Origin of the sequence: Nocardioides jensenii JCM 1364 = NBRC 14755 (genome assembly GCF_001552535.1) — a bacterium.
GTDB lineage: Bacteria > Actinomycetota > Actinomycetes > Propionibacteriales > Nocardioidaceae > Nocardioides > Nocardioides jensenii.
The window spans coordinates 25,556-49,804 of record NZ_BCRJ01000036.1; the positions used below are offsets into that span (position 1 = coordinate 25,556).

Below are 24,249 nucleotides of genomic sequence, written 5' to 3' on the forward strand. Positions count from 1 at the left end.
TCCGGGTCATCCGCCGTGACCGATCGGATGAGCCCACAATCGCGATCAGCCGAGCAGGTCGCGCACCTCGGCCGACTCGTAGAACGGCGCCAGCTGGGCGCGGACGATGCGCTCGAGATCGCCGGACTCCCGCAGCGCGTCGAGCGCGCCCGGGGCGATCCGGACCAGGTCGGCGACGATGTCGGCTCGGTCGATGTCGAGCTCGTCGAGCAGCTCGGTCGGGGTGTAGCCACCGAACCGCTCGAAGAAGCCGTCGACGACCACTCCCCCGAGCTGGGCGATGTGGTCGTCGGCCAGCAGGCCGATCACCAGCTCGTGTGCGGAGTCGACGACCTCGTCGATCTCGTCGCGCTCCACGACTCGACGCAGCCCGGTCACCTGCTCCGCGGCGACCATGTCCCACACCTGCAGCACCGCCTCACGGGTCGTGGGGTCGCGCAGGGTCTCGACGATGATCCGGTTCAGACGGCGTACGGCGAACGTGCCGCCCTTGCCGACCGTGTCTCCGAGCAGCCCCTCGAACTGCTTGTCGGCGGCACCCATCACCTTGGACGCGGCGCTCGTGCCCAGCGACATCAGGGAGCCGAGGCCGGGCACCTTGTCGGCGACCGCCTTGTTGGCCTGCAGCACCTCGCCCACGATGCGACCCATGAACCTCGAGGCCATGGTGCCGACCAGGGGGCTGTCGGTGAGCCGCTCCAGTGCGCGTTCCAGCACCGGGGTCAGGCCCAGCACGGAGTCGAGCACCGCCTCGACCCGCTCGCGATCGACGAGGTCGCCGACGCGATAGGGCTCGGTCGGGCCGTCGTACGCCACCTGCACGGCCAGCTCGATGATGCCGCTGACCGCGGCGCTGCCCGGGACCGTGGTGAGCGCCCGGGTCACCACCGCGGTGATCGCCTCACGGTCCACCAGGTCGGCGATCTGGTGCTCCCCCGTCGCGGCGAACAGGCCGTCGGCCAGGCCGGTCACCGTGACCGCGATCTGGTCACCGGTGAGCCGGTCGAGGTGGTGGCGGACCTGCGCATCGAGCAGCTGCTGGGCCAGGGAGGTCGGTTCGTTGGGCACGGGGCGACGATACGGGACCGCGACGCCGCGACGTCGTGACGGCGTACGACTCGCGATCGCGATTGCGTCACTGTTTGGGAGCACACCCCGCCGGGAACAGATGGTTCGTGAACCATGACGATCCGGCGGACGCCGCCACGGTGAGACAACGTCTGGCGCGTTCGGTCCGCTACCTCCCGGTGCTGCTGGTGCTCGCCGTCATCGCCCTCGCGGCGGCCCTGGTCGTGGTGAAGAACAGCGACGACCGTCCCCACGCCAACGCCGGTCAGATCTTCACCGACTCCTGGTCCCAGGGCTCGATCCGCACCACCGGCGACGTGCTGCTGCCGTGGGGCCGGGTCAGCGTCGGCGTCAGCGAGCCCCAGGACGACCTGCCCGACCTGCTCGGCGCACGACCCAACGTCCAGGCACCCGAGGACGGCAGCTTCGTGCGGGTCGAGGTGAACGCGAAGGAGAGCTTCCCACTCACGGTCATCTCTGCGCGCTACGTCTCCGAGGTCGAGCTCGTGCTGCGGGCCGACGGCACGGACTACCCGTTGTCCGGGCGTGGTGGCATCGTCCTCGACCCTGCCGGCACCAACCCGCGCAGCGAGGACCGATGGGTCGCGGTCCAGGGCCACCCGGAGGACCTGTCCGTCGTCGTACGCCTCGACGGCGAGGAGCAGGTCGTGGACGCCTCCGACGGCTCCGTCGACCCGGGTCGGTTCGTCGACCTCGCGGGCCTGCCAACGATCCAGGAGCAGTTCCAGAACCGCACGAGCTTCAGCTGCGGCAGGTTCACCCGTCTGGACGACTCCCCGATCACCCTTCCCTACCCGCAGTACGTCGACTGCCGCGTGGCGCAGGTGATGCGTACGCCGTACGTCGACGGCCTCGGCTGGGCCGAGCCCGGACGCGAGTTCCTGGCCGTGCAGATCGAGCGACCGAACCAGATCGACGTGACGGTCGACGACGGGGCACCGACGGACACGTACTACTCCAGCACACTGGCGATCTCGGGGAAGCTGAACGGCAGGCCGAGTCTGGCTGCACCGGCCGGCATGAAGGCGCTCGGTCAGTACGTCCTCGGCCCCGAGGGCACCCAGCTCGTCTTCGACGTGGCCAAGGACCGGCCGGCCGGCGATCTCACGGTCACCACCCGGATCCGTGCCCGCGGCCAGATCGGCTTCACGATCCGCACCGAACGCGCCGCGATCCGGTGGACCGTCCCGGGAAGGAAGTTGGCGTGAGCACCACCGAGAACGAGGCCACGCCCAGCTGGATGCCCACGCTGCGGGCGCTGTTGAGCATCGCGCTGGCCATCACCGCGATCGTCCTCGGCACCCGACTGGTCGGCCAGCTCCGCGGTGACCCCGCCGAGGTGCTGGTGGCGGGCGAGACCCGGTCGCTGCGCACCGAGCCCTACGGCCTGGAACACACCGTGCTCCTGCCCCAGAGCGAGGTCGACGTCACCATCGGGCAGCCGACCGACGCCCTCGACGACGAGCTGATCGAGGGCACCTCGACCAAGGCCGTGCACGCGCCCGAGGGCGGCACTCTGGTTCCGTTGAGCTGGTCTCTCCGGCAACGTGCCGACGTCGCTGCCAGCGACGCCGAGCAGCACCCCGCGGTGATGCGTCTGATCGCCGGTGACACGACCATCCCCCTCGGCTCCGCCACCCTCCCGCGCCCCGGTCAGACCTCCGACTCCCCCGATGAGGGGAGCATCGTGGTCGCGCTGTCGCACGACGTCGAGATCGACGACCTCAGCGTCGAGGTGGAGTACGACGGCCTCACCCAGATCGTCGACGTCGCGTCGGGCGAGATCGACGCCGGCGTGGCCCAGGCGCTCTACGTGCCACTGACGAACTTCGACGCGGACTGCGTCGAGGTGGAGGACAACTGCGACTACGGCCCGGTCAGCGATCGGCAGCCCTTCCAGCCGCTGAGCACGGGATTCCTGGCCAGCTACCTCACGCTCTACCCCTACGACCACGAACTCGGCTGGGCCGAGGAGGGCACCCTGTGGGGTGGCGTTCGGATCCACTCCTTCGGCCCCGGCGGCACCGACGCGGCCGGCAACTTCTTCTCCGATGCCCGTCAGGCGGCTCCGCGGGTGACCCTCGACGGTCGCCCGTTGGTCGCGCGGGACGGCCTGAAGGCGGGCACGATCAACGGCTCCGTCGGCCGCGCCATCTTCAGCGTGCCGGTCGACACCGCTCCGAGGATCCTCGAGATCCGCACCGTCTCGACCCTGGAGAACGGGGTCAGGATGCCGGTGCGGGCCGCCCGTCGGCTGCACCGCGTCGACTGAGCACGGTCCGCGGCCGGCTCAGACTCCCAGCTGGCTCAGGCGATCTGGAGCCCGGCGGCCAGGGCCTCCCGCAGCTCGGCGAAGTGACGCTCGGCCCCGGCCTCCTGGTAGGACGAGGTGTCGGCCATCGTGAAGCCGTGGGCGGCACCGGGATAGATCGCGGTCCGGTGCGGCACATCGTTGGCCAGCAGCGCCTCGTCGAAGGCCGCGATCTGCTCGGGCGTGTTGGACCCGTCGCCGTCGGCGTGCCCGGCCACCACGCGGGCGGTGAGGTCAGGGACGACGAGGTGGGGGCTGTCCGGGGAGTCGGTGACGATGCCGCCGGTGTGGAACATGCCCACCACCGCGACGTCGTCGGGTCGGTGGGCGCCGGTGATCAGGGCGAGCCGTCCGCCGAAGCAGTAGCCGGTCACTCCGAGCGGGCCGGCGGTGACGCCGGGGTGGGCGCGCAAGGTGTCGATCCAGACGTCGGCGTCGGCGCGGACGCGGTCGGGAGTCAGCGCCCGGACCCGGTCCATCACGCCGGAGGCGAAGAACGCCTCGCGGTTGCCCGGCTCACGCAGATCCCCGGTCGGGGCGAGGTCCGCAGAGGTTCCGTCCCGCCAGAAGACGTGCGGGGCGAGGACGACGTACCCCCAGGAGGCGACGCGATCGGCCATCCGCTCGATCTGCGGCCTCAGGCCGATGGCATCCATGTAGAGGAGGACGCCGGGGCCGTGGTCGCCAGCGACGTAGGCCTCGGCCATCCCCGACTGCGCAGCGCCGCCCGGCATCGGGCAGCAGATGTGCTCGCTCACGCTCGTCATCCCTTCCTTCTCCCGTGCTCGTCGAGGGTCTGCTGCAGGATCGCGCGGGCGTTCGAGCGGAGCACGGCGCTCGCCTCGTCGCCGTCGAGACCCGCGACGTCGACCAACCACACCCTCGCCTCGATGCCGACGGCACTGCGAATCGCCACCGCCAGACGTCGTACGCCGTCCTCGCCGAGCTGCTCGACCAGCACCGACAGAGCCTCGGCGAACCACCCGACTGCACGCCCCTGGCGCAGCGGCAGCGCCGAGGTGTCGGTGGCCGACTCCAGTGATAGCCGGAGCATCGTGCGCTGCTGCGTCTCGGTCTCGGCGATCATCTCGATGAATGCCCCCACGGCCGCGTCCAGCCGATCGAGAGGGTCGTCGCCGACTCCCTCCGGAAGCAGGGAGCTCGTGGCGACCTCGGGATGCGCCGCGACCAGGAGATCCCGCTGGGTCGGGAAGTAGCGGTAGGCCGTGGTGCGGGAGATCGCGGCTTCAGTGGCCGCCTCCTCGATGGTGGGCGTGTCGCCACCGCGGGCGATCAGGTCCCTGGCCGCCCGCACCAGCGCCTCGCGCGTGCGCTGCTTCTGGTTGGTCCTCCCGGAATCGAGGTAACCCGTTGACATGCCGGACACGGTACCTTAGTTTCGTTATGGGACACCTGTCCCATGTAGCCCGAGGGGGCACCATGAAGACCTCCACCTCCACCGTTCGCGAACCGGGCACCGGCGAACGCCGCTGGTTCTGCGGCGGCGGCATGCACACCTGGTTGGCGACCTCCGCCGACACCGACGGCAGCTTCCTCCTCTTCGAGGACAGTCTCGATCTCGGCAAGGTCACTCCCCTGCACCAGCACCCCGATGCGGACGAGACGTTCTACGTGCTGGACGGCGAGATCGCCGTCCACATCGACGGCGAGCTGCACACGTTGGCCGCCGGCGGCATCGCCGTCGTCCCACGCGGCGTCCCGCACGCGTTCATGGTCACCTCGCCGCGGGCCAGGATGCTGTGCCTGCAGACCCCCGGAAGTGGCGAGGCGTTCTATCGGCTGGCCAGCGATCCGGTGATCGAGGGATCCGACCCGACCGGTCTCGACATGGCCCGGGTGGGCGCGGCCGCCGCACAGACCCACGCGATCGAGATCCTCGGGCCGCCGCCGTTCTCGTGAGAACGCACGTCGTTCATCCCACGGCGCCGGCGATCCATCCGACCAGCGAGACCAGGAAGGGAATCGCGCCCAGCACGAACGCGACCGCCGACACCTGGAGGGCGACCCGGGAGACCGGGTTGGGGTGGGTGATCGCGATCCGCGGGAAGTGCCACCACCGGGCGCGGGTCAGGTCGAGAGTGCGCGGCGCCGTGGTGTCGTCGGCGTAGTCGATCAGTGCCAGCCACCCCGACCAGTCGACACCGAGCTCGCCGGCCTCCTCATCGCCAGGCGCCTCAGCCTGCTCGGTCTTCCCACCGGCGCCGCGCACCAGGGTCGGATCGAAGGTGAGCACGCGGAAGATCGCCCGGCCACCCTCGGTGCTGACGATGCGGTACCACCGGCCGGTGGATCGCCGACGGCCCTGCTTGTCATCGACCCAACGGTGCGAGATCACGATGGCGCCCTCGGCGTACTCGCGGGTGGCCACTCTCCGGAACCGGCCGCTGATCCGGTCCACCTGCTGCGATGCCATGGGTCGACCCTAGTGGCGCCGGCGCTTCCTGAGACTCAGGACGGCCTCACGATCTGCTGCAGCGCCCAGCGGTTGCCGTCGGGGTCGGCGAAGGTCACGAACCGGCCCCACGGCCGCTCGTCGACGCCCTCGCACTCGACGCCGCGCTCGCGCAGGTAGGCCAGCGCCGCGTCCGCGTCCTCGATGACGACCTGGATGAACTGCGACGAGCCCTCCGGCATCATCTCGAGCCCCACGCCGAAGCAGATGGAGCACGCGGATCCGGGTGGGGTCACCTGCACGAACCGCAACTCGGGTGAGACGGTCTGGTCGAAGTCGATGCTCCAGCCCAGGCCCGTGCCGTAGAACTCGACGGACCGGTCGACGTCGGCCACGGCGATCGGGATCAGCTCGATCTTGAAGTCCATTGCTGCTCCTCCTGGTTCGTGCCCCGCCGGCCGGGGCGACTGGTCACACGCTACGAGCCCTTCAGGCCACTTCCTGGCCGCAATGCGCGGTCACCCCACGTTCGTCGTACCGGACTCGCTGGAGAGCTGCACCTCGACCCGGTGGTCGCGGTCGAGATCGTGCAACGGGCACGGCTGACGCGGTGGACGCGGGCACAGCACCCACAGCCGCGAGACCACGGCTCGATAGAGGCGGTACGGCGCGTCGCCGGTCACCTCGTCGCGCTGCATCGGCAGAACCCGGCGTTCGGCCGCTCGTGGATAGACCTGCAGGGCCCGGTCGAGGTCTTCCTCCTCGAGTGCGGCGGCCTCGGCAACGGCGTACACGGCGCGACCGTGGTAGGGCGCGACCGTGGAGTCGAACACGGCCAGGCTGACCCGCGGATGCGCGGTCAGGTTGCGGGAATGGGCGGCGGTGACCTCGGACTGCCAGTAGAGGTCTCGGAGTCCGGCCGCGGCCATGTAGACCGGCGACGTCCACGGGTGGCCGTCTGCGTCGACCGTGCCGAGGACGAGATAGCGCGTCGCGTCGATGATGTTGAGGGCGTGGGTCTGCAGGTGGTCGTTCATCAGAGCCTCCACCCTCGATCATGGTCGAGGATGCGTCACGGCGTCCACCCCGGGCGAAGGCTCAGGGCGTCGACCGTCGCGTCACTCCTCGAAGACGTGGACGGCGGCTTCCTCGGCAGAGGCTCCGGCGCCGTCGATGCCCTCGTCGTGGCCGATCAGCTCGGACTCCTCGTCCTCGCCGAGGCCCTCGTCGGGACTGGTCAGCCGCCCGGCCCTGGCCTCACCGACCTCACCGCCGACCGGGCCGTCGAGGATGTCGGCATCGCGTTCGGCCTCGGCCTCGGCCCAGACCTCGGGCTCCTCCTGGGCGAGCCGCTCGTCGATGCTCTCGCCCTCGAGCTCCTCGCGAGCGGTGACACCTTTGGCGGTCACCCCTCGGGGACGCTCGGGCGGCGAGATGCCCTCGTCGAGAATGTCGTCCACGCCCCGGTCGTCGAGCGTGTCCTCTGGCTGCAGTTGGTCGTCGCTCATGCCGGGGACGCTAGCCCGCCCGGCAGCAGAATCCAACGGGGATGGGTCCCTATCGACGGGGTACCCCGCGCGACGCAAGCGCAGCGAGGGGCGCCCTCGGGCCACGTCGGAGAGGAAAACCCGCGTCCCGGGCGCATGTGACGCCCACATCTGGGCACCGAAGGACACACACGCGTTGCCGTCACGCGATTGGTTCCGATCTCGGCGGCCCACCACGACACGGGAGGTCGGCATGACCGGCAAGTTGAGACTGCTCACCGGATTCGCTGCGGGCTACGTGCTCGGGGCACGAGCCGGGCGCCAACGTTACGAACAGATCGCCGCGCAGGCACGGAAGGTGTGGCGCGACCCCCGCGTGCAGGCCCAGGCCGACTCAGTCCGTCAGACGGCGGGCGAGAAGGGCGCCGAGGCCGGGCACGCGCTGAAGGACAAGGTCACCGAGGCGGCCGCCGTCGCCAGGAGCAAGGCCACCGAGGCGGCCGCCCTGGCCAAGGACAGGGTGTCCTCCACGGGCTCCTCCCACGGCGGGGCCGGCTCGACCGACATCGTGGGCACCGTCGAGAACCCGGCCAGGTCGGAATGAGACGGACTGGCCGGAGCGCGACGGGGCAGGACGGTCACGTCGGCCGCGGTCCGGACAGGGAGAACCCGGGCCACACGACCGAGGCGCAGTACGACGCCGCCGACAAGCCCGACTCGCCCCGCGACCTGACCAGGACGTCGTGGCTCTACGTCACCCGCAAGACGATCCGCGAGTTCTCCGACGACCAGTGCACCGACCTCGCGGCGGCCCTGACCTACTACGCCGTGCTCGCGCTGTTCCCGGCGTCCATCGCGATCCTGTCACTGGTGGGGCTGTTCGGACAGGGGACCAGCACCGTCGACACGCTGCTGCAGATCCTGCGTGACGTCGGTGCCTCGGGCGCCGCGGACTCGCTCGAGCCGACCCTGACCGAGCTGAGCAACACACCCAACGCCGGGCTCGGCATGGTCGTCGGACTCGCGGCGGCCCTGTGGTCGGCCTCCGGGTACGTCGGAGCGTTCGGCCGTGGCATGAACCGCATCTACGAGATCGACGAGGGCCGGCCGATCTGGAAGCTGCGACCCGCGATGCTGCTGGTCACGCTCGTGACCGTGCTGCTCACGGCGGTGGTGGCGCTGGGTCTCGTGCTCACAGGCCCGGCCGCCCGGGCCGTCGGCGATGCGATCGGACTCGGGTCCCAGGCCGTCACGGTCTGGAACGTCGCCAAGTGGCCGGTGCTGGTGGCGGTCGTCGTACTCATCGTGGCACTGCTCTACTACGCCACCCCCAATGTCAAACAGCCCAAGTTCCGCTGGATCAGCATCGGCGCCGTTGTCGCGATCCTCACGTGGGTGCTCGCCTCTGCGGCATTCGGGCTCTACGTCGCGAACTTCTCCAGCTACAACAAGACCTACGGATCGCTGGCCGGCGTCGTGGTGTTCCTGCTGTGGCTGTGGGTCACCAATCTGGCCCTGCTCTTCGGGGCCGAGCTCGATGCCGAGGTCGAACGCGGGCGCGAGCTCCAGGCGGGGATGCCCGCCGAGGAGACGATTCAGCTGCCGCCGCGCGACACCCGCAAGAGCGACAAGGCCGCCAGGAAGGAACGTGCCGACGTCGCGCGCGGACGTCGGCTCCGCAGCACCCATGGGCAGGACCAGGACCCGCCCGAGCACGACTGAGTTGCCGGCACCGAGCCGGTGGGTCTCCACTCCGCATCCGCCTTTGCGCAACCTCGGTCTCTGAGCCCCAATCCACCGATCGACGGCGTCGCAACGCCGTCGATCGGTGGATTCAGGCTGAGTCAGTCCACCTCCCGGTCCAGGGCGACGCGCAGGTGGAGGTCGTGAAGTCGGCCCAGCTGCGACTCGGCACGCTCCAGCAGGATCTCGACCCTCCGCGGGTCGATCCGACCGTCGTGCTCGGCGAGCTGGCGCAGGACCTGCCAACCGATCCGCTTGCCGGAGACAGCGATGCGCAGTGCCTCCAGCTCGAGCACGTCGGTGAGCGGGGATCGACTGACCACACGGCCATTGGGCTTGAACCGACCCAGCCACTCCCCCGCGCGGGCGGAGACCGCGCCGACCCGTGACGGCGAGAACCCCATCGAGACCATGATCTGGCGCAGGGACTCACGATCGTCGTTGACCTCGGCGGCCAGCTTCCTGACCTCGGCGGCCACCTCGGCGTCCGGATGAGTCCGCCCGACCCGCTCGAACAGGGCGACTCCACCGGTGGCGCCCACCCAGTGGTGTTGCAGCTGACCCTGGATCACCTCGTCGTTCACGACTCCTCGATCCGGCTCGGGAAGCGCTCCCAGACCCGGTGCGAAGCCATCAGCCCCTGGACCTCGGTGAGGACGCTGTCGGCGTCGTCGCCCGTGACCACACCGGTGGAACCGTCGACACCGCACGCGGCCAATACGTCTGTGCCGACACGGTCGGCCCCGATCGCCTTCGCCTGCCGCCAGCACTCCTCGACCATCAGCCGCACACGCGGGTCGTAAACCTCCGTGTCCGCGGCGCCCGCCTTCGTGTCGCGTGCGGCGATCGCGTCCGGCGCGGTGGACGGGCTTCCCAGAACCAGCAGCGCGTCGAACTCCACCGACCGCGCCGTGGCGAAGGTGCCGTACACGGTCACCCCGCCGACCTCTCCGCCGTGTGCGGCGACCACCTTGGGCACCATCCCGGCCGCGGTGACGGCGTCGGCCAGCCCGGTCAGGTCCGGCGCATTGTCAGCGTCGACGACGATGCCGAGGCTGCGTCCGTCCAGCGGCCACTCGGCCCCCAGTTGGGTGAGCGCGGCGGACGGGCTCACGTCGGCAACGCGCTCCTCGGGCTCGGGCGGCTCGAGCCCGAGGACCGTGGCGACTTCGCGGCAGAGCACCGGGTCGATCGTGGCCAGGCACTGCAGCTGACGTTGCTGCACCTCGGGGTCACGACACTTGCCGAGCTCGAAGCCGTAGGCGCCGACGATGTGCTCCTTCTCCGGGGCCGACATGCTCAGCCAGAAGAGTCTCGCTTGACTGAAGTGGTCGTCGAACGACGCGGAGAGCTCCCGTTCCTTGGTCGCGGCGGGCAGCGCGACCGGGACGTCGGTGAAGGGCCGGTCCTCGTCACCGGCCATGAAGGGGCACCCGTCATCCATGGAGTTCGGGGTGTACGGCGCCACACCGGTGTGCACACCCTGTTGCCCGAAGCCGTCGCGCAGCATGTCGTTGACCGGTGCGTGCGGACGGTTGATCGGCAGCTGCGCGAAGTTCGGCCCGCCCAGGCGGGTGATCTGGGTGTCGATGTAGGAGAAGAGCCGGACCTGGAGCAGCGGGTCGTCGGTGACGTCGATGCCGGGCGGCAGGTGGCCGGGGTGGAAGGCGACCTGCTCGGTCTCGGCGAAGTAGTTGGTCGGGTTGGCGTTGAGGGTCAGCCGCCCGATCGGCTGCACCTCCGCCAGCTCCTCGGGCACGAGCTTGGTCGGGTCGAGCAGGTCGATGCTCTCGAAGGACTGCTCCTCGTTGTCGGGGAAGACCTGGATGCCCAGCTCCCACTCCGGGTAGGCGCCCGCCTCGATCGCGTCGGCCAGGTCACGTCGGTGGAAGTCGGGGTCGGCGCCGGCCACCAGCTGTGCCTCCTCCCAGGTCAGGGAGTGCACGCCCAGCACGGGCTTCCAGTGGAACTTGACCAAGGACGTCTCACCGTTGCGGTTCGTCAGCCGGAAGGTATGGACGCCGAAGCCCTCCATCATCCGGAACGACCGGGGGATGCCGCGGTCGGACATGTTCCACATGGTGTGGTGCTGCGCCTCGGTGTGCAGCGAGACGAAGTCCCAGAAGGTGTCGTGTGCGCTCTGGGCCTGCGGGATCTCGCGGTCGGGGTGTGGCTTCGCCGCGTGCACCACGTCGGGGAACTTGATCCCGTCCTGGATGAAGAACACGGGGATGTTGTTGCCGACCAGGTCGAAGGTGCCCTCGGCCGCATAGAACTTCGTGGCGAAGCCTCGGGTGTCTCGCACCGTGTCGGCCGAGCCCCGTGAGCCCAGCACGGTGGAGAACCGGGTGAAGACCGGCGTGCGGGTGCCCTTCTCGAGGAACGCCGCATGCGTCACGGAGCTGGCCGTGCCGTAGCCCTCGAAGACGCCGTGTGCCGCAGCCCCTCGGGCATGCACGACCCGTTCGGGGATGCGCTCGTGGTCGAAGTGCGTGATCTTCTCGCGCAGGTGGTGGTCCTGGAGCAGGACCGGCCCACGCCGCCCCGCCTTGAGCGAATGCTCACTGTCGCGCAGACGCGCGCCGTCGGCCGTGGTCAGGAGATCTCCCTGTTGCCCGAGATCCCGGGTCTCGGTGGTCGTGCCGGCCCCCGTGGGGGTGCGGGGCTCGGGCCCCGCCTGGCTCTGCTGGGGAGCGGTCGGGTTCGCCGCCTTCTCGGTGGCCTTGTTCTCGAACGCCATAGGTCCTCCTCGTTCTGTGGAGGCTTCCGGTACCCCGGCTCGGCAATGGCAGGACGCCGGCCGGGTAGGTTGTCGCGGGTGAACGGAGCCACTCCCGCCCTCGTGATGATCGACATGCAGGTCGCCTTCTTCTCCTCGGGCCCCCTCGAGCCGCTCCGGGAGGAGCTCGTCTCACGGTGCAACGAGCTGCACCGATGGGCGTCGTACCGGCAGATCCCGGTCTTCCAGGTGCGCACCCAGCACCAGGCCGACAAATCGACGTGGACGTTGAGCATGCTCGAGGACGACCAGGGCTTCCTGATCGCCGGGGACGACGATGCAGGGCCGGTGCCCGGGCTCGTCACCGAGGGCGCCGCCGAGGTCGTGAAGACCCGGGACAGCGCCTTCCACGGCACCGACCTCGCCGACCGCTTGCGCGAGCGCCACGTCGATCTCCTGATCGTCTGCGGGGTCTCGACGCACACCTGTGTGTCGGCCACGGCGACCGACGCCTATGCCCACGACCTGCACGTCGTGCTTGCCGAGGACGCGATCGCCTCGCACCGTCCGGACCTGCATCAGCCGTGGCTCGACATGCTGTGCGAGGAGTTCCGGTTCCGCAGACTCACGACCGCGCGGATCGTCGACGGCGGCACGGACCTCACCCTCCGTCCCACCTGAACGGGCCCACCCGAACGGGACCACCCGAGACTGCCGTCTCCGCAAACCCGTCCCCGACCGCAGGGTTCACAGGACCAGTGCTGGGTACCACCCAGGCATGCACACCACGCAGCCGTCCTGCCCGCCCACCCGACAGCTGACCTTCGGCGACCTGCCGATCGCGTACGACGACCGCGTGCTGGACCCGCGCCCGTGGACCGCGGCCCAGTCCGCTTGGATCGCCGAGCTCTCCCACGGGGCGCCGTCCGGCCCCCTGCTTGAGCTCTGCACCGGTGCCGGCCAGATCGGCCTGCTCGCCGTGAGGGCCAGCGACCGTGACGGCGTGCTCGTCGACATCTCCGCTGTTGCGTGCGAGTTCGCCCGTGGCAACGCGGCGGTCGCCGGACTGGCCGGACGGGTGGAGGTCCGCCAACGGGCCGTCGACGACTGCCTCGAACCGGGCGAGATCTTTCCCCTCGTCGTCGCTGACCCGCCGTGGGTGCCGAGCAGCCGGACCGGTCGTTTTCCCGAGGACCCGGTGCTAGCCATCGACGGCGGCTCCGACGGACTCGATCTGGCCAGGGAGTGCGTGTCCACCATCGACCGGTGCCTCGACCCGCGGGGGGCCGCGGTGATCCAGCTCGGCAGCATCGCCCAGGCCGATGCACTCGGGGACTGGATGAGCGAACGCGCCGATCTGGTCGCCGCCGAGGTGCGGGCCTTCGGCGATCGTGGAGTGCTGGTGCTGCTGCGACGTCCCGCCCGACCCGAGCCCGCCTGATCCGCGCCAGCAGATCCCCTAGGCTGATCCAGCCGTCGCGGGGTACCGCTGCGTCCCCACTCCCTCGGAGGTGCCCCATGCAGTTGCCCGATCCTCGCGGACCCCTCAGCCAGCAGGTGGGCCACGTGCTCGCCGGTCGTGCGTGCGAGGGCCCCGCGGTCACCGCACTACCCCTGCCCACCGGCGAGGTCCTCGACAGCGAGGATCTCCAGCTCGCCCTCTGGATGCTCTTCGAGCTCCACTACCGCGGCTTCGACGGGGTCGATCCCGACCTCGAGTGGGACCCGGTGCTGATCCACTCCCGAGGCATGCTCGAGGGCTGCCTCGAAGGCGAGCTGCGAGGTCTCACCGCGGAGGACGTACGCCGCGCCCAGCGCCGCGGTGGCGACCTCGCCGGTCGGCTGACCTGGCTGATCGACGATCTCGACCGTGGGTCCCTGGCCACGTTCCTCCAGCGAAGCGCCACCGTCGACCAGTTCGCCGACTTCATGCGGCAACGGAGCATCTACCACCTCAAGGAGTCCGACCCGCAGAGCTTCGTGCTGCCCCGGATCGGCGGCCCGGCCAAGGTGGCCCTCGCCGAGCTGCAGTACGACGAGTACGGCGCCGGACGTCCGGAGCGACTCCACGCCGACATGTTCGGGCGGGCCCTCGATGCGATGGCACTGGACAGCGGCTACGGCGCGTACATCGACGAGGCCAGCGCCGCCACCCTGGCGATGAACAACGTCATGTCGATGTTCGGCCTGAGACGTCGGCTCCGCGGAGCCGCTCTCGGCCATCTGGCCGCCTTCGAGGCCACCAGCTCGGCTCCGTGCCGCCGCATCGTCTCCGGCATCGAACGACTGGGGCTGCCGGCCGCCACCGCGGCGTACTTCGACGAGCACGTCGAGGCAGACGCGGTGCACGAGCAACTGGCGATTCGCAATGTCTGCGCGGCTCTCACCGACGACGAGCCGGAGTTGGCCGACGACGTGCTGTTCGGCGCGGCCAGCTGCCTGCGGATGGCGGAGATCGCGGGAGAGGCACTCGTCGGCTCGTGGAGCGAGACCCCGCCCCGCCAGCGACTCGTCGCGGTGGACGCGTGAGCTCCGAGAGCGCCGGCAACCAACCGGAGGACGAGACATCGGGCTCCGGGTCGGCGTCACCACCGGTGCGGCTGCAGCACTGCCCCGGTGGGCCCCTGCTCGTCCGCGGGGCGACGACGTGGACCGACCAGGAGGGCACCGAGCACCCGGTCACCCGGCCGGTGGTGGCGGTGTGCCGCTGCGATCGGTCCCAGCGACAACCGTGGTGCGACGGCACTCACAAGTTCGTCACCCCCCAGGCTCCGGGTCGGCCAGAGGCACCGGAGCAGCCGACGACCACGCACCCGGCCGGCGGCACGGCCGGCTGAGAGTCATTCGGTGCGGGCCCTGGTCAGGGGCGCAACGGCGGAAGGTCACTCCCGGCCCGATCGGGGATTCCGCTCAGCACGGCCTCGAGTGCAGCGGCGCCGGTGTGGCGGGGCTCCCAGCCGAGCTCATGGGTGGCCCTGTCGGTCGCCATCAGCGGCAGCTGGAGCACCGCGTCGAGCAGGCTGCCCGGCACGGGCGCGGCGCGGGCGTGCCACGCCGACTGGAGGCCGCCCCGGACCAGACGGGCCGGGACCTCGACGGTACGGGCGCGCATCAGCTCACCGAGCACCTCGCGGCCGATCACCCCACCTCCGGCCAGGTTGAAGGCTCCGGACACGTCACTGGTGGCGGCCGATGCCAGGGCCTGCCCGACGTCACCGGCATGCACGGCCTGGAAGCGCAGCCCTGCGGGCACGGGCAGCACCGGGATGCGCCGCCGGTCGAGCAGCCACGGTCGGGCGAGCGGGCCACCGAAGATGCGGCGCTGTTCGCTTGCCGCAGACCTCTGGAACACGAAGGCGGGACGCACCCGGACCGTCCGCACGTCGGGGTGGGCGCACTCGAACGCGTCGAGTGCCCGTTCGACGTACGCCTTCTCCCGGCAGTACGCGGCCGGCGAGGCGCCGTCGGTGTGCCAGCCCTCGTCGACCGGATCGTCGTGCTCAACGGGTGAGTACGCCGCCACCGACGAGGCGCAGACGACGGCGCGAACGCCGGCGCGCGCGACGGCATCCAGCACGCGGCGGGTTCCGACGACGTTGGTCGCCCACGTGACGTCGGGGCGGTGCGTGGGCTGGAACTTCCAGGCCAGGTGCACCACCACGTCCGCCCCGTGCACGACGGGCACGAGATTCGCGGTTGCCACGTCGATCTCGCGCCACTCCACCGACGTCGGGGCCGCGGAGGGGATCCCGCTCGGACGTCGACGTGCCACGGCGAGCACGTCGTGGGCTCCGTCCTCGGTCAGCGCACGGATCGCCGCACTCCCGAGGTTTCCCGATGCGCCTGTGACCACGATTCTCATGTCAGCTCCCTGGCCAGTCGCCGGTCACCTTCTGGAAGACCCTGGCCCCGCCACGGTCAGTCAGCGCCTTCACCACGGCATAGATGGCACCTTGGATGACGGCAGCGACCAGGATCTCCTTGAGCGCGTACTCACTCTCCAGCGCTTTCGGCGGGTCGTCCCGGTCGCCGTGTGCGACCTTCTTCCAGACGAACCGGAACACCATGCTGGCGAGCAGACCGGCCAGGACCGAGCCGACCAACCCCACGGGCCGGTAGAGCACCTTGGCCGACGTACTGGCCCTCTCTTCCTTGCTCATGCTTCCTCCTGGAGGCGTTCGGGCTGCGACCGGCCACTCTGCTGCCGGACGCGTGGCCGAACCGGTACCCACCTGTGGGCACCTCACCGGTGGTGACTGCCGGGAGGTGATTCGGGTACCGGGCGCGGACACGATCTTGAGGAGGAGCTGATGAGGGCTGTCACCTGGCAGGGCAAGCGCGACATCCGGGTCGAGGACGTCCCAGACCCGCGAATCATCGACCCCGACGACGTCATCGTCGAGATCACCTCCACGGGGCTCTGCGGTTCCGACCTTCACCTCTACGAGGTTCTCACGGCCTTCATGACGCCCGGCGACGTGGTCGGCCATGAACCGATGGGCGTGGTGGTCGAGACCGGCCCCGGCGTCCGTGAGCTCACCGTCGGCGACAGGGTCGTGGTGCCGTTCAACATCAGCTGCGGCACCTGCTGGATGTGCGAGCACAGTCTGCATTCCCAGTGCGAGACCACGCAGAACCGTGACCGGGGCACCGGTGCCAGCCTGTTCGGCTACAGCAGTCTCTATGGACAGGTCCCGGGCGGGCAGGCCGAGTACCTCCGAGTCCCGTTCGGCAACCGGTTGCCGATCACGGTGCCCCACGGTCCGCCCGACGACCGGTTCCTGTTCCTCTCCGACGTCCTGCCGACCGCATGGCAGGCGTTGCGCTACGCCGACCCCGCGCCGGAGAGCACCGTGCTGGTGCTCGGTGCCGGACCGATCGGCGACATGGCCACCCGGTTCGCGCTCGATGAGGGCCATCGCGTGCTGACCGTGGACAGGGTCCCGGATCGCCTCGAACGGGTGCGGCTGCGCGGCGCGGAGACGATCGACCTCGACCGGGGCGACGTCGGTGAGCAGGTGCGTGAGCTCACCGATGGACGTGGGGCCGACTCCGTCATCGAGGCCGTCGGCATGGAGGCCCACGGCTCTCCGGTGGTCGAGGGCCTCACCAAGGTGCTGTCCAGGTTGCCGGGCGGGGTCGCCGGGCCACTCATGCAGAAGGCGGGCGTGGACCGGATGGCGGCGCTCAACACGGCATTCGACGCCGTACGCCGTGGAGGCACCATCTCGATCGCCGGCGTGTACGGCGGGGCGTTGGACCCGGTGCCCCTGATGCAGCTGTTCGACAAGCAGGTGCAGATCCGGATGGGGCAGGCCAACGTGCGCGCCTGGACCAAGGACCTGATGCCGTTCCTCGAGCAGGACGGCGACCCTCTGGGGGTCGAGACGTTCGCGACCCACCACCTCCCCCTCGACGAGGCGCCGGAGGCCTACCGGTCCTTCCAGGCCAAGTCCAACGGCATGGTCAAGGTCGTCTTCAACCCGTGAGCCCGTTCCGGCCAGGGCCGGCGAGGTCACGGTGATCGGCACCAGCGCCCAGGTGCGCTTCGCCCACGACACCGTGTTCCTGAGCCGATTCGAGGACGGTTGGCGAGTCGTGGCAGCAGCCTGCACCGCCAGCACCCCGGTCCCTGCAACTGCTTGGTCGAAGGAGGCTGACGGTGCGTCTCGTGTTCACCGCCTACCTGTGCGTGATCGCGGCGGGGCTGGCCCACACCCTGACCGTCGCACACCAGCACCGGCATCGAGGGCTGAGGTCTCACCGGCCACCCACCGGGACGGATCAACGGCCCACGTGCTCCCTGCCACTCTCCGCGCCGCTGTCGGCACTCGACCCGGACAGCTCGAGGGCGACCGCGCCGAGCACCAGCGCCCCTCCGGCGAGCGCCCCGGCCCAGAGCGGCTCGTTGAGCACGGTCGCGCCCAGCACGGCGCCGACCAGCGGTGTGACATAGGCGTAGGTGCTGACCAGTGGCGGAGGTGCGCTCTCCAGCAGGCGCGTGTAGAGCATGAATCCGACGAGCGAGTCGAAGACGATCAGGAACAGGGCCGCCGCGGCTGACGCGGCGCTGACGTCTGCCCATCGCGTCGGGTCGAGCTCGCCGAGCAGGAGGGCAGCCAGCAGCAACACACTGCCACCGGCAAGCAGCTGGACCGCGTTGGCGATCGTTCGGTCGACCGGACGATCGACGTTCGCGGAGATCAGGGTGCCTGCGGCCCACAGCACCGGCGCGACGCAGAATGCCGCCAGCCCCCACGGCGTTGCGCCGATGGCACTCCCCGGCGCCGTCATCACCACGATCGCGACGCCCGCGAACCCCACCGACAGGCGCGCCCACGACGCGATCGGAACCCGAACGCCGGTCAACGCGCTCAGCACCACCACCCACAAGGGGATCGCCGCAGCGAGAATCGCCCCCAGGCTGGCGGTCACCTCCGTCAGCGCCACGACGGCGAGCCCCTGCCCGCCCACCAGCAGCAGGATGCCTGCGGCCGTCAGGGCCCGCAGCTGCCGGCTCGTGGGCCGGCGATGCCCGCGCGCGACGCAGGCGAGCACGACCCCGGCGAGCAGGAAGATCAGAGCCGCTCCCCCGACAGGCGGCACCGTGTCGACCATCAGCTTCATGGCCGGAATCGCCGATCCCCAGCAGGCAAAGAGTCCGAGCAGCAGGAGCACGGTGCGATCCGGACTCGACGCGGCGGCGCGGCCCGCGTGCCCCGACCTGCTCGGGCCCTGCCCGACTCGCATGGGTGCTTCTCCCGCCTTGTGACAGTGTGCTGTCGACCAATTCGACAGTACACTGTCATTCATGGACACGTCGAACGGCGCAGAGGACCTGGCCGAGGCCTACCGCCTGCTCGTGGCCGACGCCTACGAGTTCGCGGGTGCATCACGTCGGGCGAGCGAGGCCCTGGCGCGCGACCTGGGGCAGACCGCGGCACGTTGGAACCTGCTGAGCGTCGTCTCCGACGGGCCACGCTCGGTGGCGTCCGCGGCCAGGCGTCTGGGGCTCGCTCGCCAGAGCGTCCAGCGGGTCGCGAACGACCTGGTGGGCATCGGAGCGCTGCGGCGCGAGACCGACCCGAACGACGCCCGCGCCCCGCTGCTGGTCCTCACCGACGCAGGCCGCGACGTCCTCGCCGCCTCAGTGCGCTCCTCCGATGCCGATCGAGCGGACCGGCTGGCCCGGGCGGGCGTCTCCCCCGACGAGCTGCAGGCGGCGCGCGAGGTCCTCAGGCGCCTGGCCGCGGCACTGGCCTGACGCCGTCGCACCGGGCCAGGAAGACATGCTCCTTGCCGGGTCGGTCCGGTGCTTCGCGGACGTCGACCACGGTGAACCCGTGAACCGCGAGATCGCGCTCGATCTCGTCCCGCTCACGGAAACGCAGGGTCGACCGCGAGCGCAAGGCCTCACCGTCGATGGTGGTGGATCCCTCGAACGTGATCAGTGGCAGGGCGACCTCGGTGACCGTGCGCTCGACGACCGCGCACCGACCGTCGGGGAGCGTGATGGCGGTCGGCGCGAGATCCCAGCTCTCCCAGGCGCGCGCTTCGGGGCGTCGGGTCTCGAACACGAAACAGCCGCCCGGGCGAAGGCACGCGTGCACCGCGGCGAGGGTCCTGGACCAGTCGTCGTCGCTGACGAAGACCTGGGCCACGTTGCCGGTCATCACAGCCACGTCGGCGAGCAGGCCCGCGTGGTCAAGGGTCCCGTCGACGACTGGGCCGCCAACTCCGTTGCGGCCGACCAGGCTGGTGGCGTCGCCGTGCACCCAGGTGACCCGGTCGGCGTTCGGCTTGGCCCGCGCCACGTCGAGCGAGGCGTCGGCCGGATCGACTCCGATCACCGTGCGACCCATCGCGGCCAGCAGCACCGCGAGCGTTCCGGTGCCACAGCCGATGTCGATCACGCGATCGCCACCGACCTCCTCGACGATCGCCAGGTAGACGTCCAGGTCGGAACGGTCGTCGTCGAGAGCGTCGTACAGCACGGCCTGTCGGGGGTCGGCGAAGGCAGCATCGGGTTCGCGCATGACTGCGAACCTACGGACCGGGAGGCCGGGCCGCACTCAGTTTTGGAGTCGGGCGCGCCCGGGCCGAGGTCAACCGACCGGAATTCCGACGAAGCGCCCGTCCGGGGTGACCGGGTTGTCCTCGTTGATCGCCTCGACGGCCTCGGTGAGCTCTGGCTCGGCGCCGGCGGGACGGTGGTCGAGGTGGACTCCGGCGATCATGCAGCGCACCGACCCACCGGCCAGCTCTATCGTGGGGATGTCGACGGCGACGATCTCGCACGACTCCTCGATCGCCGCGATCTGCTCCTGGGTCAGGCTGCGTCGCGCCCGGGCCGACATCGCCATGACATAGCGGCGCCCGCCGTCCGGCGTACGCCCGCACAGCTCGACCGCGTTTCCGGCGAACTCGCGCACCTGGGCCTCGGTGATCTCGATGACCCTGCGGCCCTGCACCGTCAGGCGCTCACGGACCTCTTCACGGCGACGCTCGTCGGGGATCATCTCGAGGGCGAACAGCGCCACATCCGTGCCCACACAGGCGATCACGTTGGTGTGGTAGACCGGCACCCCGCCGGAGTCGACCGCCTCGAAGGCCATCGGCTCGTAGCCGAAGTCGGTGCAGAACCGCTCCAGCACATGGGTGTCGGCGCGGTAGCTGCGGGCGGTGTAGGCGACCCGGGAGACGTGGTCGAGCACCATCGCGCCGGTCCCCTCGAGGAAGATCCCGTCGGGCACGAGTCCGGAGTAGTCGATGATCGTCTGCACACGGTATTCCGACTTGAGCATCTCGAGCACGTCGGCCCGGCGCTCGTGGCGACGGTTGGAGGCATACATCGGGTAGACCGCGACGTTGCCGCCGGCGTGCGTCGAGAGCCAGTTGTTGGGGAACACGCTGTCGGGGCGGGTGTGGTCCTCGTCGGCGAAGACGTGCACCCGTACGCCGACCTCGCGCAGGGCGTCGGCCAGGGCATCCATCTCGGCGAGGGCTCGGATCGCGAGCACGTCATCGGGCTCGCCGGCCGGAGCCTCGGACTGGAACGCGTTGTCCGCGGCGGTCGACGGGTTGGGCGTGAATCGCTCGGCTCGGATCAGGATCACTGCGGAAGGGGCTTGGGCACTCACGAACCGGAATCTAGAGCATGAGGCGTCAGGACCCTAAGCCGGCAACTGCTCCCGGGGCAGGAAGACCACCCATTTCGGAGATGTGTCCAGGGGGTCGGTGGACCTACCTTGAAAGGTGATCGGGGGACCAACCCGACTCAGGAGATGGCACGGAATGTTCATCCAGATCATTCAGGGCAGGTGCACGCGGCAGGACGAGCTTCGTGCGATGGCCGACACCTGGCGCGAGGAGCTGGGTCCCACGGCCCGAGGGTTCCTCGGCGGCACCTACGGCTTCACCGATGACGACATGTTCGTCGGTGTGGTCAGGTTCGAGTCACGGGAGCTCGCGATGGAGAACTCGGCTCGCCCCGAGCAGAGCGCCTGGGCAGACAGGATGATGGGCCTGATGGACGGGCCGGTCGAGTTCCACGACTGCGACGACGTCACCCTGATGATGGACGGCGGCTCGGACAGTGCCGGCTTCGTGCAGGTGATCCGCGGCAAGGTCGAGGACCCCAGCCGACTCAAGGCGATGATGGCCGACACCGACATGCTCCACCAGATGCGTCCCGACATCCTCGGCGCGACGCTCGCCCTCGAGGACGACGGCACGTTCACGGAGACGATCGCGTTCACCGACGAGGCGAGCGCCCGCAAGGGCGAGTCCGTCGAGCCGCCGGCCGACGTCCGGACGGCCCTGGCCGAGGTGATGCGCGGCGCGACGTTCTACGACCTGCACCACCCGTGGTTCGAGTCCGCCTGACCGACTGCGTCAGCCCTTGAGCTTCCAGACTCCGGGCTGGTCATCGCTGAGCAGTCCGGTGCTGACCAGCTCGCGGCGGGCCTTGCGTGCCGCCGTACGCCAGCGGAGCTCGCCCTGGGGTGACTTCTCGTGATCGCCGGGCCGCAGATGGTCGGCCATCCGCTCCCCCAGACGGTTCAGCGCCTCCTCGGTCTCGAGCCCGGCACCGGCCTCGTCGAGCAGGGCCACGATGTGGGGCATGAACTCCCCCGGCTGGGTCCACTTGCGGGGTGCGGTCGTACGCGTGGAGACCGCCTTGGCCGCGGGTGACTTGCGTGGCTTGGGCTCGCGCACCTTCGGGGCCCGCACGGGCTTGACCGGCTCGGGCGGAGCCACGGGCTTGGGCATGCCGTGGATGCAGGTGCTCAACGGCAGGTCACAGAGTTCGCAGTAGTCGTTCTCCGCTGACATCCGAATCTCCTCGTACCGTGCCGCTGGCCGTGCTTCCTGGACGTCATCCTTCCACTTCGGCCCGGCTCGACCAGACCCGGGTTCGTCCGGTTCAGACTGTCGCGACCTCGTGCTCGATGCTCTCCTCCGCGTCTCGGCTGGCCTTGGACGGGATCGCCATCGCGACCAGTGACGCCACCAGTGCGACCGCGGCACCGATCAGCAGCCCGGTCTTGAAGCCGTTCTCACTGGTGACCTGGGTGCCACCGAGGTCCATGGTCATCTGGGCGAGCACGACACCGACGACCGCGGCCGCGATCGACGTACCGACCGAGCGGCTGAGGGTGTTGAAGCTGTTGGCCGACGCGGTCTCCGAGACCGGCACCGACCCCATGATCAGGGCAGGCATGGCGCCGTACGCCAGACCGACCCCGGCGCTGCCGATGCAGACCGCGAGCATCAGGGTGAACGCCGACCCCATCATCAACACGGCGGCCACGTAGCCGAGCGAGACCACGAAGGAGCCGACGGCGAGGGTGACCTTGGGGCCACGCAGGTGGGAGAGCTTGGCACCGAGGGGCGAGACCAGCATCATCACCAGGCCACCGGGCATCATCCACAGGCCCATCGCCAGCATCGACTCTCCGAGACCGAACCCGGTCGCCTTCGGCATCTGCATCAGCTGCGGGATGATCAGCGACTGGGCGTACATCGAGAAGCCGACGACCAGGGAGGCGACGTTGGTGAGGAGTACGACGGGGCGCGCGGTGACCCGCAGGTCGACCAACGGGGCGTCGAGCGTGAGCTCGAACCAGCCCCACACGAGCAGGATCACCACGGAGGCGACGAGCAGGCCGACCGTGGTGGCGCTGCCCCAGCCCCAGTCGGCTCCCTTGGAGACGCCGAGCAACAGGCAGACCAGACCGGCCCCCAACCCGACCGCGCCGACGTAGTCGAACCCGGACGTGTTCCTCGCGACCGGAGTGGCTGGCACGAGCTTGAAGATGAGCGTGGCGATCAGCACGGCCAGGGCGGTCGAGCCCCAGAACAGCAGGCGCCAGTTGACCTCGGCGACGGCTGCCGCGATCGGCAGCCCCAGCGCCCCACCGACACCCATGGAGGCGCTCATCAGGGCGATGGAGGTGCCGAGCTTCTCGGCCGGCAGCAGGTCACGCATGGCGCTGATGCCGAGGGGGATCATGCCCATGCCGACCCCCTGCAGGCCGCGGCCGACGATCATCGGGACCACCGACGCGGCCAGCGCACAGACGGCCGAGCCGATGACCAGGGCACCCGAGCAGACCAGCATCATCCGGCGCTTCCCGTAGAGGTCACCGAGGCGGCCGCTGACCGGCGTGGCCACGGCCGCAGTCAGCAGCGTTGCGGTGATCACCCAGCTGGCGTTGGACGCGGTCGTGTTCAGGAGGTCGGGCAGGTCCTGGATCAGCGGGACCACGAGCGTCTGCATGAGAGCGCCGGTGATGCCCGCGACCGAGAGCACGAAGACGATGGCATTGGATGAGACCGTCGACGGCTCGGGGGCCGTGACGTGGTCGGGGGCTTGGGAAGTCACGATGTGCACTATACACATTCTATGTATCTTGCACACGTTGTGTACGTTACACTTCGATGTGCCGGCGCGGCGAGGCGTGGGATCGACGATGGAGTGAGCGACGTGGCTGACAAGTTCGAGAACATCGAGTTCGAGACGATGCTGCTCGGGCGTCACCTCTCCCCCGTACGCCGGGCCGCCGACGGCGAGTCCTACCTCGACCGCAGCGCCTACACCCTGTTGAGCAGGCTCCAGGTGCAGGGCCCGATGTCGATCGGCCAACTGAGCGAGGCCTTCGGGCTCGACTCCTCCACCCTGAACCGGCAGACCGCTGCCATGATGCGCGCCGGCCTGGTCGAGCGCATTCCCGACCCCGACGGCGGCCTGGCCCGCAAGTTCCTGGTCACCGAGGCCGGGGCGAAGAAGCTGGACGCCGAGCGCGCGTTCCACATCACCGGCCTTCAGATGGTGCTCGAGGACTGGAGCGCCAAGGATGTCGCGGCCCTGGCGAAGCTGCTCCAGCGCTTCAACGCCGACATCGAGAAGCGCGACGGCCGCCCCTGGCCGCGCCCCTGACCTGTCGTGAGTTCGGGCCGACCTGTCGTGAGTTCGGGCCGACCC

At 70.0% G+C, this 24,249-nt stretch carries 29 protein-coding genes; 13 read left to right on the forward strand and 16 right to left on the reverse strand.

All coding sequences use genetic code 11. The features are described from left to right. Nucleotides 1-45: 45 nt before the first annotated feature. Nucleotides 46-1,068, reverse strand: coding sequence for a hypothetical protein (locus NJ4_RS09480; RefSeq protein ID WP_067433579.1), 1,023 nt, complete (start codon nt 1,066-1,068; stop codon nt 46-48). A gap of 107 nt (nt 1,069-1,175) precedes the next feature. Here NJ4_RS09480 and NJ4_RS09485 point away from each other — a divergent pair, with 107 nt between their 5' ends. Together NJ4_RS09485 and NJ4_RS09490 are read left to right on the forward strand one after the other, a co-directional pair. Next, nucleotides 1,176-2,297, forward strand: a complete 1,122-nt coding sequence (locus tag NJ4_RS09485) for a hypothetical protein (protein WP_067433582.1) — start codon at nt 1,176-1,178, stop codon at nt 2,295-2,297. Beyond that, complete coding sequence (locus tag NJ4_RS09490; protein WP_067433585.1) at nt 2,294-3,361, forward strand: hypothetical protein; 1,068 nt, start codon at nt 2,294-2,296, stop codon at nt 3,359-3,361. The genes NJ4_RS09485 and NJ4_RS09490 overlap by 4 nt, the downstream gene beginning before the upstream one ends. A 35-nt stretch (nt 3,362-3,396) precedes the next feature. On the opposite strand, the gene NJ4_RS09495 is transcribed toward NJ4_RS09490, so the two are convergent. Together NJ4_RS09495 and NJ4_RS09500 are read right to left on the reverse strand one after the other, a co-directional pair. Beyond that, a complete protein-coding gene (locus tag NJ4_RS09495; RefSeq protein ID WP_245644519.1) occupies nt 3,397-4,158 on the reverse strand; it encodes a dienelactone hydrolase family protein in 762 nt (253 codons plus the stop codon). 5 nt (nt 4,159-4,163) lie between these two features. Then, nucleotides 4,164-4,778, reverse strand: a complete 615-nt coding sequence (locus tag NJ4_RS09500; protein ID WP_067433648.1) for a TetR/AcrR family transcriptional regulator — start codon at nt 4,776-4,778, stop codon at nt 4,164-4,166. Between the two features lie 62 nt (nt 4,779-4,840). Between NJ4_RS09500 and NJ4_RS09505 the strand changes: the two genes are divergently transcribed. Then, complete coding sequence (locus NJ4_RS09505; RefSeq protein WP_067433593.1) at nt 4,841-5,320, forward strand: quercetin 2,3-dioxygenase; 480 nt, start codon at nt 4,841-4,843, stop codon at nt 5,318-5,320. A 13-nt stretch (nt 5,321-5,333) separates the two neighbouring features. Here the strand turns inward: NJ4_RS09505 and NJ4_RS09510 are convergent, their stop codons facing one another. From NJ4_RS09510 to NJ4_RS09525, 4 genes are all read right to left on the reverse strand, one after another. Beyond that, nucleotides 5,334-5,834, reverse strand: a complete 501-nt coding sequence (locus NJ4_RS09510) for a hypothetical protein (protein ID WP_067433596.1) — start codon at nt 5,832-5,834, stop codon at nt 5,334-5,336. A 35-nt stretch (nt 5,835-5,869) separates the two neighbouring features. After that, nucleotides 5,870-6,241, reverse strand: coding sequence for a VOC family protein (locus NJ4_RS09515; protein ID WP_067433599.1), 372 nt, complete (start codon nt 6,239-6,241; stop codon nt 5,870-5,872). Nucleotides 6,242-6,331: 90 nt separating this feature from the next. Beyond that, the gene (locus NJ4_RS09520; RefSeq protein WP_245644520.1) at nt 6,332-6,850 is read right to left on the reverse strand and encodes a pyridoxamine 5'-phosphate oxidase family protein; all 519 of its coding nucleotides are present in this window, start codon (nt 6,848-6,850) and stop codon (nt 6,332-6,334) included. Between the two features lie 81 nt (nt 6,851-6,931). Continuing rightward, entirely contained in the window at nt 6,932-7,321 is a 390-nt protein-coding gene (locus NJ4_RS09525) for a DUF5709 domain-containing protein (protein WP_067433602.1), read from the reverse strand. Between the two features lie 232 nt (nt 7,322-7,553). Here NJ4_RS09525 and NJ4_RS09530 point away from each other — a divergent pair, with 232 nt between their 5' ends. Together NJ4_RS09530 and NJ4_RS09535 are read left to right on the forward strand one after the other, a co-directional pair. Next, nucleotides 7,554-7,904: a hypothetical protein gene (locus NJ4_RS09530; RefSeq protein WP_067433605.1), complete on the forward strand. Its 351-nt coding sequence runs from the start codon at nt 7,554-7,556 to the stop codon at nt 7,902-7,904. Next, nucleotides 7,901-9,022 carry a YihY/virulence factor BrkB family protein gene (locus tag NJ4_RS09535; protein ID WP_082748328.1) on the forward strand — a complete coding sequence of 374 codons (1,122 nt, stop codon included), beginning with the start codon at nt 7,901-7,903 and terminating at the stop codon, nt 9,020-9,022. Before NJ4_RS09530 ends, NJ4_RS09535 begins: the two co-directional genes overlap by 4 nt. A 122-nt stretch (nt 9,023-9,144) precedes the next feature. Here the strand turns inward: NJ4_RS09535 and NJ4_RS09540 are convergent, their stop codons facing one another. Beyond that, nucleotides 9,145-9,627: a hypothetical protein gene (locus NJ4_RS09540; protein ID WP_067433608.1), complete on the reverse strand. Its 483-nt coding sequence runs from the start codon at nt 9,625-9,627 to the stop codon at nt 9,145-9,147. Further along, the gene (locus NJ4_RS09545; RefSeq protein WP_082748329.1) at nt 9,624-11,783 is read right to left on the reverse strand and encodes a catalase; all 2,160 of its coding nucleotides are present in this window, start codon (nt 11,781-11,783) and stop codon (nt 9,624-9,626) included. The genes NJ4_RS09540 and NJ4_RS09545 overlap by 4 nt, the downstream gene beginning before the upstream one ends. Nucleotides 11,784-11,861: 78 nt before the next feature. On the opposite strand from NJ4_RS09545, the gene NJ4_RS09550 reads away from it, so the two are divergent. The 4 genes from NJ4_RS09550 (at nt 11,862) to NJ4_RS09565 (ending at nt 14,599) form a co-directional block, all read left to right on the forward strand. Further along, nucleotides 11,862-12,443: a cysteine hydrolase family protein gene (locus NJ4_RS09550; RefSeq protein ID WP_169799235.1), complete on the forward strand. Its 582-nt coding sequence runs from the start codon at nt 11,862-11,864 to the stop codon at nt 12,441-12,443. Nucleotides 12,444-12,540: 97 nt separating this feature from the next. Then, on the forward strand, nt 12,541-13,203 hold the full coding sequence (locus NJ4_RS09555; protein ID WP_067433617.1) for a methyltransferase: 663 nt from the start codon (nt 12,541-12,543) through the stop codon (nt 13,201-13,203). A 77-nt stretch (nt 13,204-13,280) separates the two neighbouring features. Beyond that, nucleotides 13,281-14,291, forward strand: a complete 1,011-nt coding sequence (locus tag NJ4_RS09560) for an iron-containing redox enzyme family protein (RefSeq protein WP_082748332.1) — start codon at nt 13,281-13,283, stop codon at nt 14,289-14,291. After that, nucleotides 14,288-14,599, forward strand: a complete 312-nt coding sequence (locus tag NJ4_RS09565; protein ID WP_082748334.1) for a CDGSH iron-sulfur domain-containing protein — start codon at nt 14,288-14,290, stop codon at nt 14,597-14,599. Before NJ4_RS09560 ends, NJ4_RS09565 begins: the two co-directional genes overlap by 4 nt. A 23-nt stretch (nt 14,600-14,622) precedes the next feature. Here NJ4_RS09565 and NJ4_RS09570 read toward each other — a convergent pair whose 3' ends face one another. Both NJ4_RS09570 and NJ4_RS09575 read right to left on the reverse strand, forming a co-directional pair. Then, complete coding sequence (locus NJ4_RS09570; RefSeq protein ID WP_067433620.1) at nt 14,623-15,624, reverse strand: NAD-dependent epimerase/dehydratase family protein; 1,002 nt, start codon at nt 15,622-15,624, stop codon at nt 14,623-14,625. Between the two features lies 1 nt (nt 15,625). Continuing rightward, complete coding sequence (locus NJ4_RS09575) at nt 15,626-15,922, reverse strand: DUF4235 domain-containing protein (protein WP_067433623.1); 297 nt, start codon at nt 15,920-15,922, stop codon at nt 15,626-15,628. A gap of 150 nt (nt 15,923-16,072) precedes the next feature. Between NJ4_RS09575 and NJ4_RS09580 the strand changes: the two genes are divergently transcribed. Continuing rightward, nucleotides 16,073-17,251 (forward strand): alcohol dehydrogenase catalytic domain-containing protein, encoded by a 1,179-nt coding sequence (locus NJ4_RS09580; protein WP_067433625.1) that lies wholly within the window; start codon nt 16,073-16,075, stop codon nt 17,249-17,251. 295 nt (nt 17,252-17,546) lie between these two features. On the opposite strand, the gene NJ4_RS09585 is transcribed toward NJ4_RS09580, so the two are convergent. Continuing rightward, the gene (locus NJ4_RS09585) at nt 17,547-18,512 is read right to left on the reverse strand and encodes an EamA family transporter (protein ID WP_067433627.1); all 966 of its coding nucleotides are present in this window, start codon (nt 18,510-18,512) and stop codon (nt 17,547-17,549) included. 61 nt (nt 18,513-18,573) lie between these two features. Here NJ4_RS09585 and NJ4_RS09590 point away from each other — a divergent pair, with 61 nt between their 5' ends. Further along, the gene (locus NJ4_RS09590; RefSeq protein ID WP_157551000.1) at nt 18,574-19,026 is read left to right on the forward strand and encodes a MarR family winged helix-turn-helix transcriptional regulator; all 453 of its coding nucleotides are present in this window, start codon (nt 18,574-18,576) and stop codon (nt 19,024-19,026) included. Here the strand turns inward: NJ4_RS09590 and NJ4_RS09595 are convergent. Both NJ4_RS09595 and ctlX read right to left on the reverse strand, forming a co-directional pair. Next, on the reverse strand, nt 18,998-19,798 hold the full coding sequence (locus NJ4_RS09595; RefSeq protein WP_067433630.1) for a class I SAM-dependent methyltransferase: 801 nt from the start codon (nt 19,796-19,798) through the stop codon (nt 18,998-19,000). The genes NJ4_RS09590 and NJ4_RS09595 overlap by 29 nt on opposite strands. Before the next feature lie 69 nt (nt 19,799-19,867). Further along, complete coding sequence (gene ctlX, locus NJ4_RS09600; protein WP_067433632.1) at nt 19,868-20,902, reverse strand: citrulline utilization hydrolase CtlX; 1,035 nt, start codon at nt 20,900-20,902, stop codon at nt 19,868-19,870. A gap of 154 nt (nt 20,903-21,056) precedes the next feature. Between ctlX and NJ4_RS09605 the strand changes: the two genes are divergently transcribed. Beyond that, entirely contained in the window at nt 21,057-21,647 is a 591-nt protein-coding gene (locus NJ4_RS09605; protein WP_067433635.1) for a hypothetical protein, read from the forward strand. Between the two features lie 9 nt (nt 21,648-21,656). On the opposite strand, the gene NJ4_RS09610 is transcribed toward NJ4_RS09605, so the two are convergent. Together NJ4_RS09610 and NJ4_RS09615 are read right to left on the reverse strand one after the other, a co-directional pair. Further along, the gene (locus NJ4_RS09610; protein WP_067433638.1) at nt 21,657-22,097 is read right to left on the reverse strand and encodes a hypothetical protein; all 441 of its coding nucleotides are present in this window, start codon (nt 22,095-22,097) and stop codon (nt 21,657-21,659) included. A gap of 91 nt (nt 22,098-22,188) precedes the next feature. Further along, complete coding sequence (locus tag NJ4_RS09615; protein WP_245644521.1) at nt 22,189-23,649, reverse strand: MFS transporter; 1,461 nt, start codon at nt 23,647-23,649, stop codon at nt 22,189-22,191. 102 nt (nt 23,650-23,751) lie between these two features. Here NJ4_RS09615 and NJ4_RS09620 point away from each other — a divergent pair, with 102 nt between their 5' ends. Beyond that, nucleotides 23,752-24,204 (forward strand): MarR family winged helix-turn-helix transcriptional regulator, encoded by a 453-nt coding sequence (locus NJ4_RS09620; protein WP_217996814.1) that lies wholly within the window; start codon nt 23,752-23,754, stop codon nt 24,202-24,204. The last annotated feature ends 45 nt before the right edge of the window (nt 24,205-24,249 follow it).

Excerpts from the sequence above, each read along its gene's own strand:
- NJ4_RS09500 (WP_067433648.1), bottom strand. The coding sequence starts at position 4,778 with ATGTCAACGGGTTACCTCGATTCCGGGAGGACCAACCAGAAGCAGCGC.
- NJ4_RS09505 (WP_067433593.1), top strand. The coding sequence starts at position 4,841 with ATGAAGACCTCCACCTCCACCGTTCGCGAACCGGGCACCGGCGAACGC.
- NJ4_RS09510 (WP_067433596.1), bottom strand. The coding sequence starts at position 5,834 with ATGGCATCGCAGCAGGTGGACCGGATCAGCGGCCGGTTCCGGAGAGTG.
- NJ4_RS09515 (WP_067433599.1), bottom strand. The coding sequence starts at position 6,241 with ATGGACTTCAAGATCGAGCTGATCCCGATCGCCGTGGCCGACGTCGAC.
- NJ4_RS09520 (WP_245644520.1), bottom strand. The coding sequence starts at position 6,850 with ATGAACGACCACCTGCAGACCCACGCCCTCAACATCATCGACGCGACG.
- NJ4_RS09525 (WP_067433602.1), bottom strand. The coding sequence starts at position 7,321 with ATGAGCGACGACCAACTGCAGCCAGAGGACACGCTCGACGACCGGGGC.
- NJ4_RS09530 (WP_067433605.1), top strand. The coding sequence starts at position 7,554 with ATGACCGGCAAGTTGAGACTGCTCACCGGATTCGCTGCGGGCTACGTG.
- NJ4_RS09535 (WP_082748328.1), top strand. The coding sequence starts at position 7,901 with ATGAGACGGACTGGCCGGAGCGCGACGGGGCAGGACGGTCACGTCGGC.
- NJ4_RS09545 (WP_082748329.1), bottom strand. The coding sequence starts at position 11,783 with ATGGCGTTCGAGAACAAGGCCACCGAGAAGGCGGCGAACCCGACCGCT.
- NJ4_RS09555 (WP_067433617.1), top strand. The coding sequence starts at position 12,541 with ATGCACACCACGCAGCCGTCCTGCCCGCCCACCCGACAGCTGACCTTC.
- NJ4_RS09560 (WP_082748332.1), top strand. The coding sequence starts at position 13,281 with ATGCAGTTGCCCGATCCTCGCGGACCCCTCAGCCAGCAGGTGGGCCAC.
- NJ4_RS09570 (WP_067433620.1), bottom strand. The coding sequence starts at position 15,624 with ATGAGAATCGTGGTCACAGGCGCATCGGGAAACCTCGGGAGTGCGGCG.
- NJ4_RS09575 (WP_067433623.1), bottom strand. The coding sequence starts at position 15,922 with ATGAGCAAGGAAGAGAGGGCCAGTACGTCGGCCAAGGTGCTCTACCGG.
- NJ4_RS09580 (WP_067433625.1), top strand. The coding sequence starts at position 16,073 with ATGAGGGCTGTCACCTGGCAGGGCAAGCGCGACATCCGGGTCGAGGAC.
- NJ4_RS09585 (WP_067433627.1), bottom strand. The coding sequence starts at position 18,512 with ATGCGAGTCGGGCAGGGCCCGAGCAGGTCGGGGCACGCGGGCCGCGCC.
- NJ4_RS09590 (WP_157551000.1), top strand. The coding sequence starts at position 18,574 with ATGGACACGTCGAACGGCGCAGAGGACCTGGCCGAGGCCTACCGCCTG.
- NJ4_RS09595 (WP_067433630.1), bottom strand. The coding sequence starts at position 19,798 with ATGCGCGAACCCGATGCTGCCTTCGCCGACCCCCGACAGGCCGTGCTG.
- NJ4_RS09605 (WP_067433635.1), top strand. The coding sequence starts at position 21,057 with ATGTTCATCCAGATCATTCAGGGCAGGTGCACGCGGCAGGACGAGCTT.
- NJ4_RS09610 (WP_067433638.1), bottom strand. The coding sequence starts at position 22,097 with ATGTCAGCGGAGAACGACTACTGCGAACTCTGTGACCTGCCGTTGAGC.